Annotated in this window: 18 protein-coding genes; 9 read left to right on the plus strand and 9 right to left on the minus strand. The window is 56.9% G+C overall.

Annotation, left to right across the window (positions count from 1 at the left end; translation table 11 throughout):
- The first annotated feature begins 129 nt into the window (after positions 1-129).
- Both ACSQ3H_RS04460 and ACSQ3H_RS04465 read left to right on the plus strand, forming a co-directional pair.
- Entirely contained in the window at positions 130-804 is a 675-nt protein-coding gene (locus ACSQ3H_RS04460) for an outer membrane lipoprotein carrier protein LolA (RefSeq protein ID WP_436115929.1), read from the plus strand.
- Between the two features lie 200 nt (positions 805-1,004).
- A complete protein-coding gene (locus ACSQ3H_RS04465) occupies positions 1,005-1,811 on the plus strand; it encodes an exodeoxyribonuclease III (protein WP_436115930.1) in 807 nt (268 codons plus the stop codon).
- Between the two features lie 132 nt (positions 1,812-1,943).
- On the opposite strand, the gene ACSQ3H_RS04470 is transcribed toward ACSQ3H_RS04465, so the two are convergent.
- Together ACSQ3H_RS04470 and ACSQ3H_RS04475 are read right to left on the minus strand one after the other, a co-directional pair.
- Positions 1,944-2,402 (minus strand): cyclic nucleotide-binding domain-containing protein, encoded by a 459-nt coding sequence (locus ACSQ3H_RS04470; protein ID WP_436115931.1) that lies wholly within the window; start codon positions 2,400-2,402, stop codon positions 1,944-1,946.
- A gap of 140 nt (positions 2,403-2,542) precedes the next feature.
- Complete coding sequence (locus ACSQ3H_RS04475) at positions 2,543-3,226, minus strand: response regulator transcription factor (RefSeq protein WP_436115932.1); 684 nt, start codon at positions 3,224-3,226, stop codon at positions 2,543-2,545.
- 210 nt (positions 3,227-3,436) lie between these two features.
- On the opposite strand from ACSQ3H_RS04475, the gene ACSQ3H_RS04480 reads away from it, so the two are divergent.
- Positions 3,437-3,889: a L,D-transpeptidase family protein gene (locus tag ACSQ3H_RS04480; RefSeq protein ID WP_436115933.1), complete on the plus strand. Its 453-nt coding sequence runs from the start codon at positions 3,437-3,439 to the stop codon at positions 3,887-3,889.
- Here the strand turns inward: ACSQ3H_RS04480 and ACSQ3H_RS04485 are convergent.
- Genes ACSQ3H_RS04485 through tsaD form a run of 5 tightly spaced genes read right to left on the minus strand, consistent with a single transcriptional unit; the run spans position 3,886 to position 7,372 of the window.
- Positions 3,886-4,557 (minus strand): class I SAM-dependent methyltransferase, encoded by a 672-nt coding sequence (locus ACSQ3H_RS04485; RefSeq protein WP_436115934.1) that lies wholly within the window; start codon positions 4,555-4,557, stop codon positions 3,886-3,888. The two genes, ACSQ3H_RS04480 and ACSQ3H_RS04485, sit on opposite strands and share 4 nt — an antisense overlap.
- Positions 4,558-4,566: 9 nt before the next feature.
- The gene (locus ACSQ3H_RS04490) at positions 4,567-4,995 is read right to left on the minus strand and encodes an EVE domain-containing protein (RefSeq protein WP_436115935.1); all 429 of its coding nucleotides are present in this window, start codon (positions 4,993-4,995) and stop codon (positions 4,567-4,569) included.
- Between the two features lie 8 nt (positions 4,996-5,003).
- Entirely contained in the window at positions 5,004-5,294 is a 291-nt protein-coding gene (locus tag ACSQ3H_RS04495; protein ID WP_436115936.1) for a YciI-like protein, read from the minus strand.
- 15 nt (positions 5,295-5,309) lie between these two features.
- Positions 5,310-6,296 carry an NAD(P)H-dependent glycerol-3-phosphate dehydrogenase gene (locus ACSQ3H_RS04500; RefSeq protein ID WP_436115937.1) on the minus strand — a complete coding sequence of 329 codons (987 nt, stop codon included), beginning with the start codon at positions 6,294-6,296 and terminating at the stop codon, positions 5,310-5,312.
- Positions 6,293-7,372, minus strand: coding sequence for a tRNA (adenosine(37)-N6)-threonylcarbamoyltransferase complex transferase subunit TsaD (gene tsaD, locus ACSQ3H_RS04505; protein ID WP_436115938.1), 1,080 nt, complete (start codon positions 7,370-7,372; stop codon positions 6,293-6,295). Before tsaD ends, ACSQ3H_RS04500 begins: the two co-directional genes overlap by 4 nt.
- A 94-nt stretch (positions 7,373-7,466) precedes the next feature.
- Here tsaD and hemC point away from each other — a divergent pair, with 94 nt between their 5' ends.
- From hemC to ACSQ3H_RS04535, 6 genes are all read left to right on the plus strand, one after another.
- Positions 7,467-8,396, plus strand: coding sequence for a hydroxymethylbilane synthase (gene hemC / locus ACSQ3H_RS04510; protein WP_436115939.1), 930 nt, complete (start codon positions 7,467-7,469; stop codon positions 8,394-8,396).
- Entirely contained in the window at positions 8,396-9,106 is a 711-nt protein-coding gene (locus ACSQ3H_RS04515; RefSeq protein ID WP_436115940.1) for a uroporphyrinogen-III synthase, read from the plus strand. Before hemC ends, ACSQ3H_RS04515 begins: the two co-directional genes overlap by 1 nt.
- Before the next feature lie 104 nt (positions 9,107-9,210).
- Entirely contained in the window at positions 9,211-10,485 is a 1,275-nt protein-coding gene (locus tag ACSQ3H_RS04520) for a COG4223 family protein (protein WP_436115941.1), read from the plus strand.
- Positions 10,486-10,495: 10 nt separating this feature from the next.
- A complete protein-coding gene (locus ACSQ3H_RS04525) occupies positions 10,496-12,178 on the plus strand; it encodes a heme biosynthesis protein HemY (RefSeq protein WP_436115942.1) in 1,683 nt (560 codons plus the stop codon).
- A 117-nt stretch (positions 12,179-12,295) separates the two neighbouring features.
- The gene (locus ACSQ3H_RS04530; protein WP_436115943.1) at positions 12,296-12,772 is read left to right on the plus strand and encodes a TerB family tellurite resistance protein; all 477 of its coding nucleotides are present in this window, start codon (positions 12,296-12,298) and stop codon (positions 12,770-12,772) included.
- A gap of 11 nt (positions 12,773-12,783) precedes the next feature.
- Positions 12,784-13,518: a glutamine amidotransferase gene (locus ACSQ3H_RS04535; protein ID WP_436115944.1), complete on the plus strand. Its 735-nt coding sequence runs from the start codon at positions 12,784-12,786 to the stop codon at positions 13,516-13,518.
- A gap of 10 nt (positions 13,519-13,528) precedes the next feature.
- Here the strand turns inward: ACSQ3H_RS04535 and ACSQ3H_RS04540 are convergent, their stop codons facing one another.
- Positions 13,529-14,770 carry an MFS transporter gene (locus tag ACSQ3H_RS04540; protein WP_436115945.1) on the minus strand — a complete coding sequence of 414 codons (1,242 nt, stop codon included), beginning with the start codon at positions 14,768-14,770 and terminating at the stop codon, positions 13,529-13,531.
- A 127-nt stretch (positions 14,771-14,897) separates the two neighbouring features.
- A complete protein-coding gene (aqpZ, locus tag ACSQ3H_RS04545; protein WP_436115946.1) occupies positions 14,898-15,620 on the minus strand; it encodes an aquaporin Z in 723 nt (240 codons plus the stop codon).
- Positions 15,621-15,874 lie beyond the last annotated feature (254 nt).

Genomic DNA, 15,874 nt, shown 5'->3' on the forward strand with positions numbered 1-15,874 from the left:
AGCATTACATAACGACTCAAGTGCGGGTTACGTAACAGCACAAGGGAACAAGAAACGACTTCCTGCCGTTTCTTGGCCATAGTGAAGCCTAACTGGCTTCGTACAAAAGCGAGGACAGGAGATACGACCATGACACCGACAAAAGCCCCGTTTCGCGCCGTTAGCTCATTTGTGAAGAGCTCTGCCGTCGCTTCCATGGTCGGCTTCGGTCTTTTGCTGGGCGCCGCGAATATCGCGCTGCCAACGCCGGCCTTGGCACAAGCCGCGCCAGCCGCCGTCAATGCAGCACAGGACATCGCAAACAAGTTCTCCAGCGTCAAAACCCTGACCGGTAATTTTGTCCAGTTCGGCCCCCGTGGGGATCAGACCGAGGGCACGTTCTATATCGAGCGCCCGGGCAAGATCCGCTTCAACTACAACAAGCCATCGCCGATCCGCGTCATCTCCGATGGCCAGTCCGTGGTCATCAACAACCGCAAGCTCGACACCTGGGATCTCTATCCGCTGTCTAAAACCCCGTTGAAACTGCTCCTCAGCGACCAGATCGATCTATCGGCCAAGTCGGTCAAATCGGTGAAACAGGAGTCGGACATGACGACGATCGTGCTTGGCGACAAGTCGATCTTCGGCAACTCGACGATTTCCATGATGTTCGATCCCAAAACGTCCGATCTACGTCAGTGGACGATCACCGACGCCCAAGGTCTGGATACCACGGTGATGATTACCGATGTGCGGACTGGCGTGCGCTTCGCCGATGACATGTTCAAGATCGATTACACCCGCATCGCGATGAAGAGATAGCGACCGGCCTTGCGGTTTGCGAAATCTTTTGGCATGACCGGATTGCGTGGTTCGACAAGCTCACCATGAGGGAAGTCGAGCTCGCAACGTTTAGAGCGCCAACTTTGGCGACTGTCGATGCCAGACAACCACATTCCTCATGGTGAGCTTGTCGAACCACGCACTGCAAACAGTGCCGTCCATCCATCTTGCGAGTCCCCATGCCCTTTTCCGTTGCTACCTGGAACATCAATTCGGTGCGCCTGCGCTTGCCGTTGGTTCTGCAATTTCTGCGTGAATATCAACCGGATGTGCTGTGCCTTCAGGAAACCAAATGCCCGGACGATCTCTTCCCGCGCGAAGCTTTTCATATGGCTGGCTATGAGCATATCGAGATCAGCGGCCAGAAAGGCTACCATGGTGTCGCGACCCTATCGCGCCGCGCCCTGACCGAACCGGCGCGCGTCGGGTTTTGCGATATCGCCGATTGCCGGCATTTGAGCACGGTGGTGACTGCCGGGTCGAAGCGGCTGCGCATCCATAATTTCTACGTTCCTGCCGGGGGCGATGAGCCGGACCCGGAGATCAATCCGAAGTTCAAGCACAAGCTTGGTTTCATCGACGAGATGAAGGCGATGAATGCTGTCCATGGTGACGGCCATGCCTCTCTGCTGGTCGGCGATCTCAACATTGCACCGCTCGAAACCGACGTCTGGTCGCACAAGCAACTTTTGAAGGTCGTCAGCCATACGCCGATCGAGACCGAGGGACTGGAAGCACTGCGCAAGAATGGCGGCTGGAGCGATCTTATGCGCCACCACATTCCGCCGCATGAGAAGATCTATACATGGTGGAGCTATCGCGCCGCCGATTGGGCGGCGGCCGATCGAGGACGGCGGCTGGATCACATCTGGGGTTCGCCGGATCTCGAAACCGATCTGACCGACATCACCATCCTTCGCGAGGCACGCGGATGGGAGAGACCGTCGGACCATGTTCCGGTCATTGCACGTTTTGATTTGGACTGAGCCTGATCCGGAACAAGAATTGCAGAAGAATATTCGAATCTTGCACGAACTTACCCGAATCCTATGCAAGAATCCTCGATTCTGGTGCAAGAAATTCAATCAATGCGGGTAATTTGGTTGTGTTGACGCGAGTCAGCGTTCGTCGAACAAATGCTCGTACTTGGTGATTGCCTCGATCATCTCGGTGAGGTCCGCAGATATCTGATCGTGCAGCGCGGCAGCGATTTCGGGGTATTCCTCGAGAATACGCCGGAAAAGCGAACGATTGAGCCGGATGACCTCGGTCTCGGATTCGGCCATGGCGCTGGTCAGGCGCTTGGTCTGGGCGATGATCGCCATTTCGCCGAGGACGGCGCCAGGACCGACTGTCTTCAGGATTATGCGGCCGGATGGTCCTTCGCGAAACAGGGAAATGTCACCACGATCAATGACATAGGCGCAATCTGCGGCCTGACCCTCGCGGTAGAGTTCACGGCCTTCGCGCAAAACCAGCCGCTCTGTGCCGAAGGCGAGCAGACGCAACTGGTCGCGCGTAAACGTCTCGAACAGCCCCACCGTCTCCAGAATGCGAATATCATCTTCAATTGCCATGCAATAACAGACATATACCTAGATTGGCGCCGCGCATAACCCCAAAAAATCACCTTCGATTTTTGAAGGGATTATGCGCAAATCATTAATGTGCTGCGTCCTTTATGCCTCAAAAAAGAGGCATGGCGCAGCAAGCGGCATCAAGGAATGAGCTTGTATCCCCCGCTTTCGGTGACGAGTATGGTTGAATTGGATGGATCATGCTCGATTTTCTGCCGTAACCGGTACACATGCGTCTCCAGCGTGTGCGTCGTCACCCCAGAGTTGTATCCCCACACCTCTTCAAGCAAGACATCCCTTGTAATGACCTTGCCGCCCGCGCGGTAAAGATATTTGATTATAGCGACTTCCTTCTCAGTCAGCCGTATCTTGCCCCCCTTTGCATCGATGAGCATCTTCTGTCCGGGCTTGAACGTATAAGGCCCGACAACGAATGTTGCGTCCTCGCTTTGCTCATGCTGGCGGAGTTGTGCCCGAATGCGCGCCAACAGGACGGCGAAGCGGAAAGGCTTGGTCACATAGTCGTTGGCGCCTGATTCAAGGCCAAGGATGGTGTCCGAATCAGTGTCATGGCCGGTCAGCATGATGACCGGGGCTTTGAAGCCGCCTTTACGCAAAAGCTTGATCGCCTCGCGCCCGTCCATGTCGGGTAATCCGACATCCATGATCAGGAGATCGACGACGCCGTTTCTCGCTGTCTGAATGGCTTTGGTGGCATTGTCTTCCTCGATGATCTGGAATTCTTCATAGAGGCTAAGCTGTTCGACCAGAATGGCTCGTAGGTCTGCATCATCATCGACGATAAGAATGGTGCGCGCTGTCATCGGATCTCCCGCAGATGGAAAGAAGTCGTTGGAATTTAAGTCGAATAGTACAGGAAAGAAAGGGGATCGACTTGATATTGGTTATGCGGCGCATCAGTCTGACATAAAAATGCTTTTTATGAGGCAAGTGTGAGTCGCAGGTCCTTGAAAATAATTGATGTTCGTCGAAGGCCGGGCCATGCAAGCCAAGGTCAGCTGATCGCAGGCAACATGGTTCTGCGCTGTGCGCTGGGCAAGGGCGGAATTACTGCCTTCAAGCGCGAAGGCGACGGCGCAACGCCATTGGCACGGATGCGTCTCCTCTATGGTTTCAAACGGCCCGACAAGAAGGTGCACAGTTCATGTACACTGCCGCTGAGAGCTCTACGTCGCGACGACGGTTGGTGCGAGGTCAGCAATGATCGCAATTACAACCGGAAAGTCCGGATTCCCTATGGTGCAAGTCACGAAACCATGTGGCGCAAGGATAATTTGTACGACATCTGCATCGTCATGGACTGGAACATCAATCAGCGGCGCCGAGCCAAGGGTAGCGCCATTTTCTTTCACCTTGCACGATCGGGCTACACGCCGACGGAGGGCTGTATAGCGTTGAGCCGCGCCGATATGGACAGGCTCTTGCCTTATCTTTCAGCTCAGACGGTCATTCGCGTACTGTGCTAGCGCTCGAAGCGCCAAACGGTTGTTTGTTTCACATCAGCGTCTTCGAGGACCCGGGTCACTGGAACTGTGTAGACTGCAAGTGATTCCAATAGGTTCTTCGGGAAATAGGAACGGCCTGGATCGCCGACGATGATGTTCGCACCGCGGGCAGCCAGCGCAGTGAACCAAGGTATAAGTCTGTCGGCCAGTAGCTTGTCATAAAAAACGTCACCGGCCAGAACGACATCCCAATTGTCGTCGCTGCCAATCAGATCATCGACTCGAATCTCGACTGTTGCATGATTTGCACCGGCGTTCAGAGCGATCGCCGGGCGGGCAAACGGGTCGATATCGCAGGAGATGACACGCTTCGCTCCCGCCTGAGCAGCAGCAATGCCGACCAGACCGGAGCCAGAAGCGAAATCGAGGACAACAGCGTTTGCAACTGTTTCGGGATGGTCGAGCACATAGCGCGCCACGCCCTGGCCACCAGCCCAGGCAAAGGCCCAGAAAGGTGGCGGCAGGCCGATTGTTGCCAGTTCGTCTTCTGTACGGTGCCAGAGGTCATGGGCTTCATCGGCGAGATAGAGCTTGATCTCCGGCACATGCGGGGGTGATTGCAAAGTGGTATTCGCCAGAACGAACCGGCGATAGCGGTCGCTGTCAGGATCGAGAGCAGGCTCAACCACGGGATGAGGTCATTCGGGTGCTGGAACCAGCCCGCCCATGCGGCAAACCTCTTTCCATTCGTCCGGCGTTACCGGTTGTACCGATAGCCGCATGGACGTAACCAGCGCCATCTTTTCCAGCTTTGGATTAGCCTTGACGTCCTTCAAGGTTACTGGAATTGGCACATCCTTGACGGCGCGGATATCGACGCATTCCCAGCGTGGGTCGTCAGTGGTCGAATCGTGATGGGCGAGGGCACAAACCTCGACGATGCCGACGACGTCCAGCCCTTCATTCGAATGGTAGAAGAAGCCTTTGTCGCCGATCTGCATGGCGCGCATATTGTTGCGTGCTTGATAGTTGCGCACGCCGGTCCACTCGGTGCCCTTGGCACCTGCAGCCTTTTGTTTTTCCCAAGACCATGAGTCAGGTTCGGATTTGAATAGCCAGAATGCCATTTTAGGTCCTATTTGTTGTCCGGATTCTTGATTGCCCAATTCCAGGGACGGATGTCGACAGAGGCGAAAAGCCCAGCCTTGGCATAGGGGTCGTTAGCCGCCATCTCCCTCGCAACAGCCAGATCGGAGGCTTCAATAACAACCAGGCTGCCGTTCGGCTTGGCATCATCGCCAAGGAACGGCCCGGCAAATTTCAGGCGATCACCCAGGCTGTTCAAATAATCCAGATGAACGGCGCGCGTGTCGAGGCGCAATTGCAAATGATCAGGCTTGTCGTTGCACAGAAGGGCATAGAGCATTCGTAGTCTCCTGGTTTAACTCTCATTCTTGAGCGGCCGCGCCAGCAGCGCCTCCATGGCCTCGTCGATGGTGATGTGGCGGTCGAGTATCTGCGCGACGGCCGCAATGATCGGCGCCTCGATATTGTTACGGGCGGCAAGTTCCGCAGCGATGGCAGCCGTGGCCACGCCTTCCGCTAACGGTCGGCCTGTCAGATCCTCGCCCCGTCCGAGCGCGAGCCCATAGGAATAATTGCGCGATTGCGGCGTAGAGCAAGTAAGCATGAGATCGCCGAGACCGGACAGCCCCATGATCGTCTCCGGCCTTGCGCCCATAGCCTGGCCGATCCTGCGCAATTCGACAAAACCGCGGGTGACGAGCGCCGCCTGAGCACTGGCGCCAAAACCGCGGCCTATCGCTGCCCCGGCGGCAATGGCGAGCACATTCTTGAGTGCACCACCGATTTCCACACCGGTGAGATCATCGGTCGAATAACAGCGGAAAGTCGGGCCAGACAGCATTAGGGCAATGCGGTCGGCAAGCGCCTGACTGCGTGCCGCGACTGTGACCGCGGTTGGCAATCCTTTTGCCACGTCGGTTGCGAAACTTGGCCCTGAGAGGGCTCCAAGAGCCTGATCGGGCATAATCTTGGCGACCAGATCGGACATCAGCAGACCGCTATGGCGCTCGATGCCCTTGGCACAGATCACCAACGGCGTGGAGGACGGAATCAGGTCTTTCAATTGCTGCATAGCGCCAGCGAGCGCTTGCGCTGGAATAACACATAAAATGAGGTCGCTATTGTTTAGAACTTCCCGAGCGTTCGTATTTGCCGTGAGCGTGGGGTGGAGTTCGATTCCCGGTAGATAGGCATCGTTGCGATGGTCGGTATTGATGGACTTAACGACAGCGGCATCACGTGCATAAAGCCTGACAGCGTTGCCGTTACGGGCAGCCATTGTCCCGAGCGCAGTGCCCCAGGCGCCGCCTCCAACTACGGCAATCGACGGCTTGCGGCTCATGCCTTGGCTCCGCGGCGGCCTGCGCCGATCAAAGGGGTTGAATGCATGTCTAGCGGCCAGCGCGAGCGCGGCGCAATATCGAGCGAATCGGCGGGCGTGACACCAGCCCGTTCGGCACCTGCCCAGGCAATCATGGCGGCATTGTCGGTGCACAGCGCCATGGGCGGCGCGATGAAGCGGAAGCCATTATCCGAACATAGGCGCTGCAGGCAGTCGCGAAGGACCGTGTTTGCGGCAACACCACCGGCAACAACCAATGCGGGCTCCTTCACGTTCGGGAAACTAGCGCGAAACCGCAGCAATGAGCGCGAAACGCGATCATTTAAGGTATCGGCAACTGCAGTCTGGAAGGCGGCGCAAATATCATTGACGTCGATCTGTGATAGCGGCTCCAACGTCGTCGCCAGTTGCCGCACAGCTGTTTTTAGACCTGAAAAGGAGAAATCCAGTCTCTCCTCACCTTTCAGGGGACGCGGCAGGGTGAAGCGGCCGGGATCGCCGAGCAAAGCCGCTTTTTCCACCTCGGGACCGCCCGGGTAGGGCAGGCCGAGCAGCTTGGCGGTTTTATCGAATGCCTCACCGAGAGCATCGTCGATGGTCGTGCCTAGCCGTTCATAATCGCCTAGCCCCTTGACCAGAACCATCTGTGTGTGGCCGCCGGAGACCAGCAGCAGCAAATAAGGAAAATCAATGCGGTCAGTCAGGCGCGGGGTCAGCGCATGGCCTTCGAGATGATTGATGGCGTAAAAAGGCTTCTGACCGGCCATTGCGATCGCCTTTCCGGTCATCAGACCGACAATCAATCCGCCGATCAAGCCCGGACCGGCTGTGGCAGCCACCGCATCGACATCGTCCAATGTTATTTGCGCTTCGTGCAACGCCTGGCCGATCAATCGATCAAGCACCTCGACATGGGCGCGCGCGGCAATTTCCGGTACCACACCGCCATAGGGCGCATGGTCATCAATCTGGCTCAGGACAACGTTCGACAGGATACGGCCGCGGCCTTGATCATCGCGCTCGACTATCGCCGCTGCCGTTTCGTCACAGCTTGTCTCAATACCTAGTACCCGCATCGATAAACCTGATATCCTTCGCCGCATTGTCGACCTGATAAAAGGTCGTTAGTAGAACGCTTAACTCGAATTCGCGTAACACGGACAGCGGCTAATGCAAACAAAAACGCTCAAGATCGGTACACGTGGGAGTGCGCTGGCGCTCGCACAAGCCCGTGAGACGCGTGACCTTCTGATAAAGGCCCACGGACTTCGCGAAGAAGACATCGAAATCGTGATTATTTCTACCAGTGGTGACCGGATACAGGATCGGCCCTTGGCTGAAGTCGGCGGAAAAGGCCTGTTCACGCTCGAAATCGAGGAACAGCTTGCCGACGGGCGCATCGATCTCGCTGTGCATTCGTCAAAGGATATGCCGACCTTTCTGCCACAAGGGCTGCACCTCTCTGTCTTCCTCGAACGCGAAGACCCGCGCGACGCCTTTATTGGCCGGGACGTCAAGAGGTTGCTCGACCTGCCGCATAGGGCAGTCGTCGGTTCCGCATCCCTGCGGCGGCAGGCCCTGATCCTGCGTGCTCGTCCTGACCTCAAGGTTGTTAATTTCCGCGGCAATGTCGAAACACGTCTGCGCAAGCTCGCGGATGGCGAGGTGGATGCGACATTCCTTGCCTATGCCGGATTGAAGCGCCTCGGCCTTGGCCATGTGGCTAACGAATTGATGGATGCCAAAGCTTTTCCGCCAGCACCGGGACAAGGCGCGATTACGGTGGAAAGCCGTATTGGCGATGATCGCATCGATACATTCTTAGCACCCCTCAACCACCTGCCAACGTCAACGGCGCTCGCGTGCGAACGCGCGTTCCTTGGGGCTCTCGACGGCTCCTGCCGTACGCCGATTGCCGGCCTCGCAACAATCTCGGGAGAGAGGCTTCAGTTCCACGGTATGATTCTCCTGCCAGATGGCAGTGAGGCGCATGAGGTCACAGGTGAGGGTGCGTTCTCTGATGCTGCTGAGATCGGGCGCGATGCAGCGTTGCGAGTGCGCAAGCTCGCCGGGCAACATTTCTTCACGGACTGGTTCTGATGGCGAAAACGGTTTTGGTCACACGGCCACAGCCGGGCGCGACCAGAACCGCCGAGCGCCTGCGTGGCCTGGGTTATGAGCCGCTTGTCTTGCCGTTAACCGAAATTGCGCCAGTGCCTGTTACTCTGCCTGCCAGGTCATTCGATGCGGTTGCGATAACCAGCGCCAACGCACTTCGGCACGCTCCGGAGGAGTTTCTCGGTTCTATCCTCGATCTGCCCTGTTTCGTCGTGGGCGATGTGACCGCCGATTTGGCGCGGAGGATAGGCTTCAAAAATGTGTCGGTCGGTGATGGCGACGGCGACTCCCTCGGTGAAACGCTCGATATTTCGGTGAAACCGGGCGCTCGCATCCTTTATCTCACTGGCCGGGTGCGGGCGCCGGATTTCGAGGAATCCATTTTGGCACACGGAAGGCAAATTGATCCACTTCCCGTTTACGGCACGGACTCAGTCAGTTACTCAACTGATTTTTTGATCGATTTTTTCAGCAATCGGGGCGTTAATATCTGCCTGCTCTATTCCCGCAGGGGGGCAGAGGCTTTTTTGCAATTGTTGGAACGAGTAGAATTTGATTATCTTTTTGAAAATACAAAGTTTATTTGTCTATCCAATCGCATTGCCGATGTTCTGGAGGGCAAAAAAATTACATCTATTTCTGTTGCAAAGCGACCGAACGAGGCCGCATTGTTTGATCTGCTTCCAGCGTAGTACCATTTGCTGTCTTGCCAGCAAAGCAAACGGATGGTTCCACTAACAGAACTTCCTTGCTAGCTTTGGATTTGCATCGAACCATCCGTTTTGAGAGAGTTTTCATGGCCAAATCCTCAGTTCCGCGTCATTCGAAATCTGCCCGTAAACCGGTGACGATCGAACTGGTGCCGTCCTCCGTGATAGAGACATCACTCAAGTCAAAAAATGTACCGGAACCGGAGCCGGTTGGCTTCGAGCCGATGGTGGAGGCAGAACATAAAACTGTCGAAGAGGCGCAACCGGCGATTTCCAGCGCGCCGGACGAAACACAGGCGTTCGGACGGGAGGAATTCTCTGGCGATTCGAAACCCGTGTCAGCCTCAGCCCGATCGAACCAAAAGGCAAACGATCCTCTTGGCCGCCTGGCGTCGGGATTCATTGGCGGCGTTGTAGCCCTTGTCGGCGCTGCTGTCCTGCAGTGGGCCGGTGTGCTGCCGTCACCAAAGGCGGATACTTCGGCGCTCGAGCAGCAGATAGCTGAATTGCGCAACGTGCCAGCAGTGACGCAGACATTGGATGAAGGCGCGCAGGTGGCGCTGAATGGTGCCGTGGAAAACGCCAAGCAGGCGGTAGGCCAAGTTTCGGGCCTCTCCGCTGAGCTCAACACGATCAAGCAAAGTGTCGCAGATATCCAGAAAAGTGCTGGCTCCGCCTCTCCCGTTGACACTGACGCCATCGATGCGCGCATTGCCGCTCTGGAAACGAAGCTCAACAGCAGTCAGCAGCAGGCAGAGCAGGCTGGCGGCGCCGCAGCGGGCGCTACGGAACGTCTGAACGCCCTGGAGGCAAAGGTCAACGACAAGTCTGATCAAACTAATATGGCGCTGGCTATGGCCGCAACGGGGCTGAAAGCCGCTATCGATCGTGGTGAGCCCTTCGCGGCCGAGCTTGACACCTATCTCGCGGTCGCGCCAGCAGCGGGAGACGTTGAGATACTTCGTGCCTCTGCTACAAAAGGCATTCCGACGGTCGGCATGCTGGCAGGCCAATTCGCTGAAGTCGCTCCCAAAATCATCGCAAGCGCTCATACAGTCGATCCCAATGCCGGAGTGGTCGATCGCTTATGGGCAAGCGCGACGAGCCTGGTGCAGGCGCGTCCTGTTGGCATGGTCGAGGGCGAGGGCGTTGACGCGATTACTGCCCGAATTGAAGCGCACTTGAACGTAGGCGATCTTGGCGCCGCTGTTGCCGAATGGGAAAAGCTGCCGGAAAATGCCAAGGCGGTCTCGGGCGACTTTGCCAACGCCATGAAGGCGCGTCAAAGGGCCGGAGAGGTCGTGTCGAAGGTTTTGTCCGATGCCTTGACTGGCATAAAGTCCCCGGCAACGGCTAACTAGGAGCAAGATCATGATCCGTATTCTGTTCTTCTTCCTCGTTGTCCTATCACTCGGTGTTGGTTTTGCTTGGCTAGCCGATCGGCCGGGCGATCTCGTCGTTACCCTTGCCGGCATGCAATACAAGGTCACTCTAATGGTGGCAGCGTCTGCGATTGTCGCGATTGTCGCTGCAGTCATGCTGACTTGGTGGATTGTCAAGAGCCTCGTCACATCGCCCTACGCGCTGCGCCGTCATTTCCGTGCGCGCAAACGTGATCGGGGCTATCAGTCGCTGTCGACAGGCCTGATCGCAGCAGGTGCTGGTGATGGCGAGACCGCACGCCGAATGATCAAGCAGGCGGAAAAGTTGCTGAACGTCGATCAGGAGCCGCTCATCAAGCTGCTCGATGCGCAGGCGGCCATGCTGGAGGGGCGCGCCGAGGCTGCGCGGGCCAAGTTCGAAACTATGCTCGACGATCCCGAAACGAAGCTCCTCGGGCTGCGGGGACTTTACCTCGAAGCGCAGCGCCTTGGCGCACGCGATGCCTCAAGACATTACGCCGAGGAAGCTGCTTTGCTGGCTCCCAATGTCGAATGGGCAGCGTCGGCCGCACTTGGCCAGAAAACCACCTATGGCGACTGGGACGGAGCGCTCCTGCTGCTCGAAAAGCAGAAAGCGACCAAGCAGATCGACAAGGAGAAGGCCAAGCGTGAGCGCGCTGCACTCCTGGCGGCCAAGGCGATCGAAACCTTCGAAAGCGATCCGGCGAGTGCCAAACCGATCGCCATCGAGGCCAACAAACTCGCGCCTGATCTCATACCGGCTGCTATTATCGCGGCAAAGGCGCTGTTCAGCCAAGGCGATTTGCGCAAAGGATCCAAAATCCTGGAATACAGCTGGAAGAAGGAACCGCATCCGGAGGTTGCAGAAACCTATGTGCACGCACGGCTTGGCGATTCGGTGATCGATCGTCTGAAACGCGCCCGGCATCTTGCATCGCTCTATCCGCATCATCCCGAATCGAGCCTCGCCATCGCCCACTCCGCGCTGGCGGCTGGCGAACTGAAGGAAGCGCGGGAGGCGGCGGAAGCGGTGCTCCGCACTGCACCGCGCGAGAGTGCCTACCTTCTGCTGGCTGACATCGAAGAAGCGCAAACCGGCGATCAGGGCCGCGTCCGGCAATGGCTGTCGCGTGCCGTCAAAGCGCCACGCGATCCAGCGTGGACGGCAGACGGCTATGTGTCCGAACGCTGGGCGCCTGCATCTCCGGTAACGGGCAGACTCAATGCCTTCGAATGGAAGGTTCCGGTCGAACAGCTCGGTCCAGTCATCGATTCCGGCGATGATTTCGACAGGGCGTTGGCAACAGAACCAGCGCGACCTCGCGAAGAAGTGAAGCCGCTCATACCGGCCAAGCCAGTGGTTCTGGAAGCGAAAAAACCAATTTCCAAGGAAGATCGCGACCATGCGGATGTCGTGGATGCCGAAATCGTGCAATTTGAATCACCGGCAAAGCCTGGGGAACGGTCGGTCTCGAAGCCGACAGAAACGGTCAATCCGGAGAGAATTGCTTCCGTTTTGCCTGCTTTTCCGGAAAAGCCGATGAAATCCAAGGAGCAGAACGAGGAACTCGCCTTCCCTGTACCAGATGACCCGGGCGTTCGGCCTGAAGATGGAGCGGAGCGGTCAAACAAGAAGTTCCGGCTTTTCTAATCATCGAAACGTGAAGGTCTGTGTCGTCTTTGCGGCAAGATGTACAGTGGTTCAGGCGCATAAACAGCTATATGGGTGGATCAGTGCCATTCAAATAGACCCCGAAAGATTTCCTTTATGCTCGACCGTCTCGTGACGTTTTTCAAATCCTTACCGTCCGGCGAAAACAGTAAGGAGCATTTCTCCAGGAAAGATCCGCGTCTTGCGGCAGCGGCCTTGCTGTTCCATGTGATGGACGCAGATGGCGAGCGCGGCAAGGTGGAACGCAAACGCGTCTCACAACTGATCTCCGAAGCCTATGGCCTGAAGGGTGAGGCGCTAAAGCGTCTTCTCGACGATGGCGAACAGGCCGACCAGGAGGCGGTCGACCTTTACAGTTTCACCAGCATCATCAAGCGCAATCTTGACGAAGAGGCTCGCATCAGATTCATTGAGCTCATGTGGGACGTTGTCTTTGCCGACGGAAGCGCGCACGAACTCGAGGACAATGTCGTCTGGCGTGTGGCGGAGTTGATCGGCGTATCGACCCGCGACCGGGTGACCGTGAAGCAAAGGGCGGCGCTTCGCGCCAAACAGACGGTGCAAGAGGAATAGGACCAAGGCGCATGTACCAAACTGGCTGGATGGAAGGTGGACAGTCGCAGCGTCCCAAAATCCTGACGGTGCTGCACCAGGAACGTTCCAGTCCCGGCCGCGTCGGCCAATTGCTGCTCGAAGCGGGTTTTGCCCTCGACATTCGCCGCCCGCCCCTCGGCGATCCATTGCCGGAAACACTAGAAGACCATGCAGGAGCCATCATCTTCGGTGGTCCGATGAGCGCCAATGATCCCGAAGATTTTGTGCAAGCGGAAACAGATTGGCTGTCCGTGCCTCTTGCCGAGGACAAGCCCTTTCTCGGCATTTGCCTCGGTGCTCAAATGCTTGCCAACCACCTCGGCGGCCGCGTTGGTCCTCATCCGGATGGTCTTGTCGAAATCGGCTGGTATCCCCTCGAACCGACGGAAGCCGGTCGCGCCCTAATGGACTGGCCGTCGATGGTCTATCATTTCCATCGCGAAGGCTTTGAGCTGCCGCAGACTGCAACTTTGCTCGCGACCGGCAGTTCCTATCCCAACCAGGCGTTCCGTTATGGCAAGAATGCCTGGGGCGTCCAGTTCCATGCGGAACTGACACGCGCCATGATGCATCGTTGGGTCGTGCGAGGCTCGGAACGATTTACCTTATGCGGCGCGCAGCAGGGCCGGGATCATCTGGACGGCAGGATGATCCATGACGCGGTTCTCAAGGCGTGGCTGCATCGCTTCCTAGCGACGATTTTTGGAGAGCCTGTACTGGTTTGAGATGGACCACTCAGGTCCTGCCCTGCAAATTGCGCGCCTTGCGCAATTGCGGAAACCAATAGGCCCAAAGGCCGGCAACAGCCACTGTTCCCAGACCACCGAAGACGACTGCCGGCACGGTTCCAATGAGCGAAGCCATGACGCCAGCACGGAATTCGCCAAGCTCATTGGAGGCGCCGACAAAAACCATGTTCACGGCGTTGACACGGCCCCGCACGTGGTCGGGCGTCCACAATTGCAGCAGCGTTTCGCGGATATAGACACTGATCATGTCGGCCGCACCCATCAACGCAAGCACCATGATCGACAACCAGGCAATATCGGATATGCCGAACATTACCGTCAGCAAACCGAAAAGAGCGACGAACGCGAACATGATAATACCCGCATGGTCGCGAATGGGATGGCCGGTCAGCCAGACGGCAGTCAGGATGGCACCGATGCCAGGCGCAGCACGCAGCATGCCAAGCCCCCATGGGCCGAGCTGCAATACATCGCGCGCATAGACCGGCAGGAGTGCCACGGCTCCGCCCAAAAGCACAGCAAACAGATCGAGCGAGATCGCACCGAGGACCACTTTTTCTTTCCAGATGTAGTGGAAGCCCGCCAACAGAGTCCGGAGCGACCTCTTTTCGTGTAGCGTGTGCTGGGCCGGTTTTGGAATGGAAAACGTGCTGATGGCAGCAGTAATGAGCATGACACAGGCCACCCCATAGGCGGCGATGGGTGAAACGCCATAGAGAAGGCCGCCCGCAACCGGGCCGACGATCGTTGCAATCTGCCAGGCTGAGGAATTCCACGACACGGCGTTGGAAAATGTCTCCGTTGGCACGAGATTGACGACTAACGACGAGGATGCGGGTCCAAGGAACGCTCTGCCAATGCCAAAGCCCGCCAGAATGATGAAAACGAGCCCCGGCGCAAACAGGTGGGTTGTTGTCAATAGGAGCAGCAGAGCGGCACAGATCACCTCGACGCACAACGAAAGCCCCATGATCAATCGCCGCCCGAACCGGTCGGAAGCCGCACCGGTAACGAGCACCAGCAGCAGCGATGGCGCAAATTGTACGAGCCCGACGATGCCAAGATAGAAGGGATCGCGCGTCAAATCATAGATTTGCCAGCCGACGGAAACGCTGATGATCTGTATGGCAAAGGAGCCGAAGAAGCGTGCCAGCCAATAGCGGGTAAAGGACGAATGGCGAAACGCGGCATAACGATCGTGAGCCGCATTCGTTTCGGAGATGGTCATTTCGTTGAAAGGCTCCGGAATCGGGAGGCTTCTTTTAGACGAGTTTGCCGTGAAAAGGGATAAGCAAATCAGAAATATTATACGATTGGGCAAATGAAATGGGCCGGTTTTAACCGGCCCATTTTTATCAAGCTGCGCTTGCAGCTGCTGTAACAGAAGTTTCCGAATCTTTACCGAGCAGGGATTTCCAGATGATAGCGCCGAGTGCCGCGCCAATGAGCGGGGCAACCCAGAACAGCCAAAGCTGGCCGAGCGCGGCGGTTTCGGCAAAAAGAGCGACGCCTGTGGAACGAGCCGGATTAACGGAGGTATTTGTCACCGGAATCGAAACCAGATGGATCAGCGTCAGGCCAAGACCGATGGGGATTGGCGCAAAGCCAGCCGGAACTGAAGCAGACGTCGCGCCGAGAATGATGATGATGAAGAAGGCAGTGAACACGATTTCCGCGACAAGCGCAGCGGTCAAGCCATACTTGCCGGGCGAAAGGTCGCCATAACCATTGGAAGCAAAGCCACCCGCTGTAAAATCGGCCTTGCCTGATGCAATCAGATATAGAACGGCAGCAGCAACAATGGCGCCGACAACCTGCGCGATCCAGTAGGGAATGAGATCCTTGAAGTCGAAGCGTCCCGCAACGGCAAGGCCGAGCGAAACAGCGGGATTGAAATGGCCGCCGGAAATTCCGCCGACCGCATAGGCCATGGTTAGAACCGTAAGACCAAACGCAAAGGAAACACCAAGCAAACCGATACCGACGTCCGGAAATGCAGCGGCAATAACAGCGCTGCCGCAGCCGCCCAAGACAAGCCAGAATGTGCCGAAGAATTCGGCCGACAGTTTATTGAGCATGGAAACCCCCTAGGATGGAGAGCAGGCCGGGATAGCCCGAATCACAAACGCAAATTTATTCCTGTTTTTTAAATTCAACAATATCGGTCAAGATCAACAGATCGTAATACCATAGGCACCGTCGATAGCCTGAATAGTCAAACAACGAATACTGTCGTGATAGCATCTGGATGGGGTGTTTAGCGCCCGCGTTTATCACGCCCTCTTGCTCGTGAGCCAGCCAATCGCTACATGTCGTGGAAATCTTAGGAGAC

The organism is Phyllobacterium sp. LjRoot231, from assembly GCF_964253365.1.
GTDB lineage: Bacteria > Pseudomonadota > Alphaproteobacteria > Rhizobiales > Rhizobiaceae > Phyllobacterium.

Coding starts and splice junctions, on each gene's coding strand:
- ACSQ3H_RS04460 (WP_436115929.1), top strand. CDS start 130: ATGACACCGACAAAAGCCCCGTTTCGCGCCGTTAGCTCATTTGTGAAG.
- ACSQ3H_RS04465 (WP_436115930.1), top strand. CDS start 1,005: ATGCCCTTTTCCGTTGCTACCTGGAACATCAATTCGGTGCGCCTGCGC.
- ACSQ3H_RS04470 (WP_436115931.1), bottom strand. CDS start 2,402: ATGGCAATTGAAGATGATATTCGCATTCTGGAGACGGTGGGGCTGTTC.
- ACSQ3H_RS04475 (WP_436115932.1), bottom strand. CDS start 3,226: ATGACAGCGCGCACCATTCTTATCGTCGATGATGATGCAGACCTACGA.
- ACSQ3H_RS04480 (WP_436115933.1), top strand. CDS start 3,437: ATGGTTCTGCGCTGTGCGCTGGGCAAGGGCGGAATTACTGCCTTCAAG.
- ACSQ3H_RS04490 (WP_436115935.1), bottom strand. CDS start 4,995: ATGGCATTCTGGCTATTCAAATCCGAACCTGACTCATGGTCTTGGGAA.
- ACSQ3H_RS04495 (WP_436115936.1), bottom strand. CDS start 5,294: ATGCTCTATGCCCTTCTGTGCAACGACAAGCCTGATCATTTGCAATTG.
- ACSQ3H_RS04500 (WP_436115937.1), bottom strand. CDS start 6,296: ATGAGCCGCAAGCCGTCGATTGCCGTAGTTGGAGGCGGCGCCTGGGGC.
- tsaD (WP_436115938.1), bottom strand. CDS start 7,372: ATGCGGGTACTAGGTATTGAGACAAGCTGTGACGAAACGGCAGCGGCG.
- hemC (WP_436115939.1), top strand. CDS start 7,467: ATGCAAACAAAAACGCTCAAGATCGGTACACGTGGGAGTGCGCTGGCG.
- ACSQ3H_RS04515 (WP_436115940.1), top strand. CDS start 8,396: ATGGCGAAAACGGTTTTGGTCACACGGCCACAGCCGGGCGCGACCAGA.
- ACSQ3H_RS04520 (WP_436115941.1), top strand. CDS start 9,211: ATGGCCAAATCCTCAGTTCCGCGTCATTCGAAATCTGCCCGTAAACCG.
- ACSQ3H_RS04525 (WP_436115942.1), top strand. CDS start 10,496: ATGATCCGTATTCTGTTCTTCTTCCTCGTTGTCCTATCACTCGGTGTT.
- ACSQ3H_RS04530 (WP_436115943.1), top strand. CDS start 12,296: ATGCTCGACCGTCTCGTGACGTTTTTCAAATCCTTACCGTCCGGCGAA.
- ACSQ3H_RS04535 (WP_436115944.1), top strand. CDS start 12,784: ATGTACCAAACTGGCTGGATGGAAGGTGGACAGTCGCAGCGTCCCAAA.
- ACSQ3H_RS04540 (WP_436115945.1), bottom strand. CDS start 14,770: ATGACCATCTCCGAAACGAATGCGGCTCACGATCGTTATGCCGCGTTT.
- aqpZ (WP_436115946.1), bottom strand. CDS start 15,620: ATGCTCAATAAACTGTCGGCCGAATTCTTCGGCACATTCTGGCTTGTC.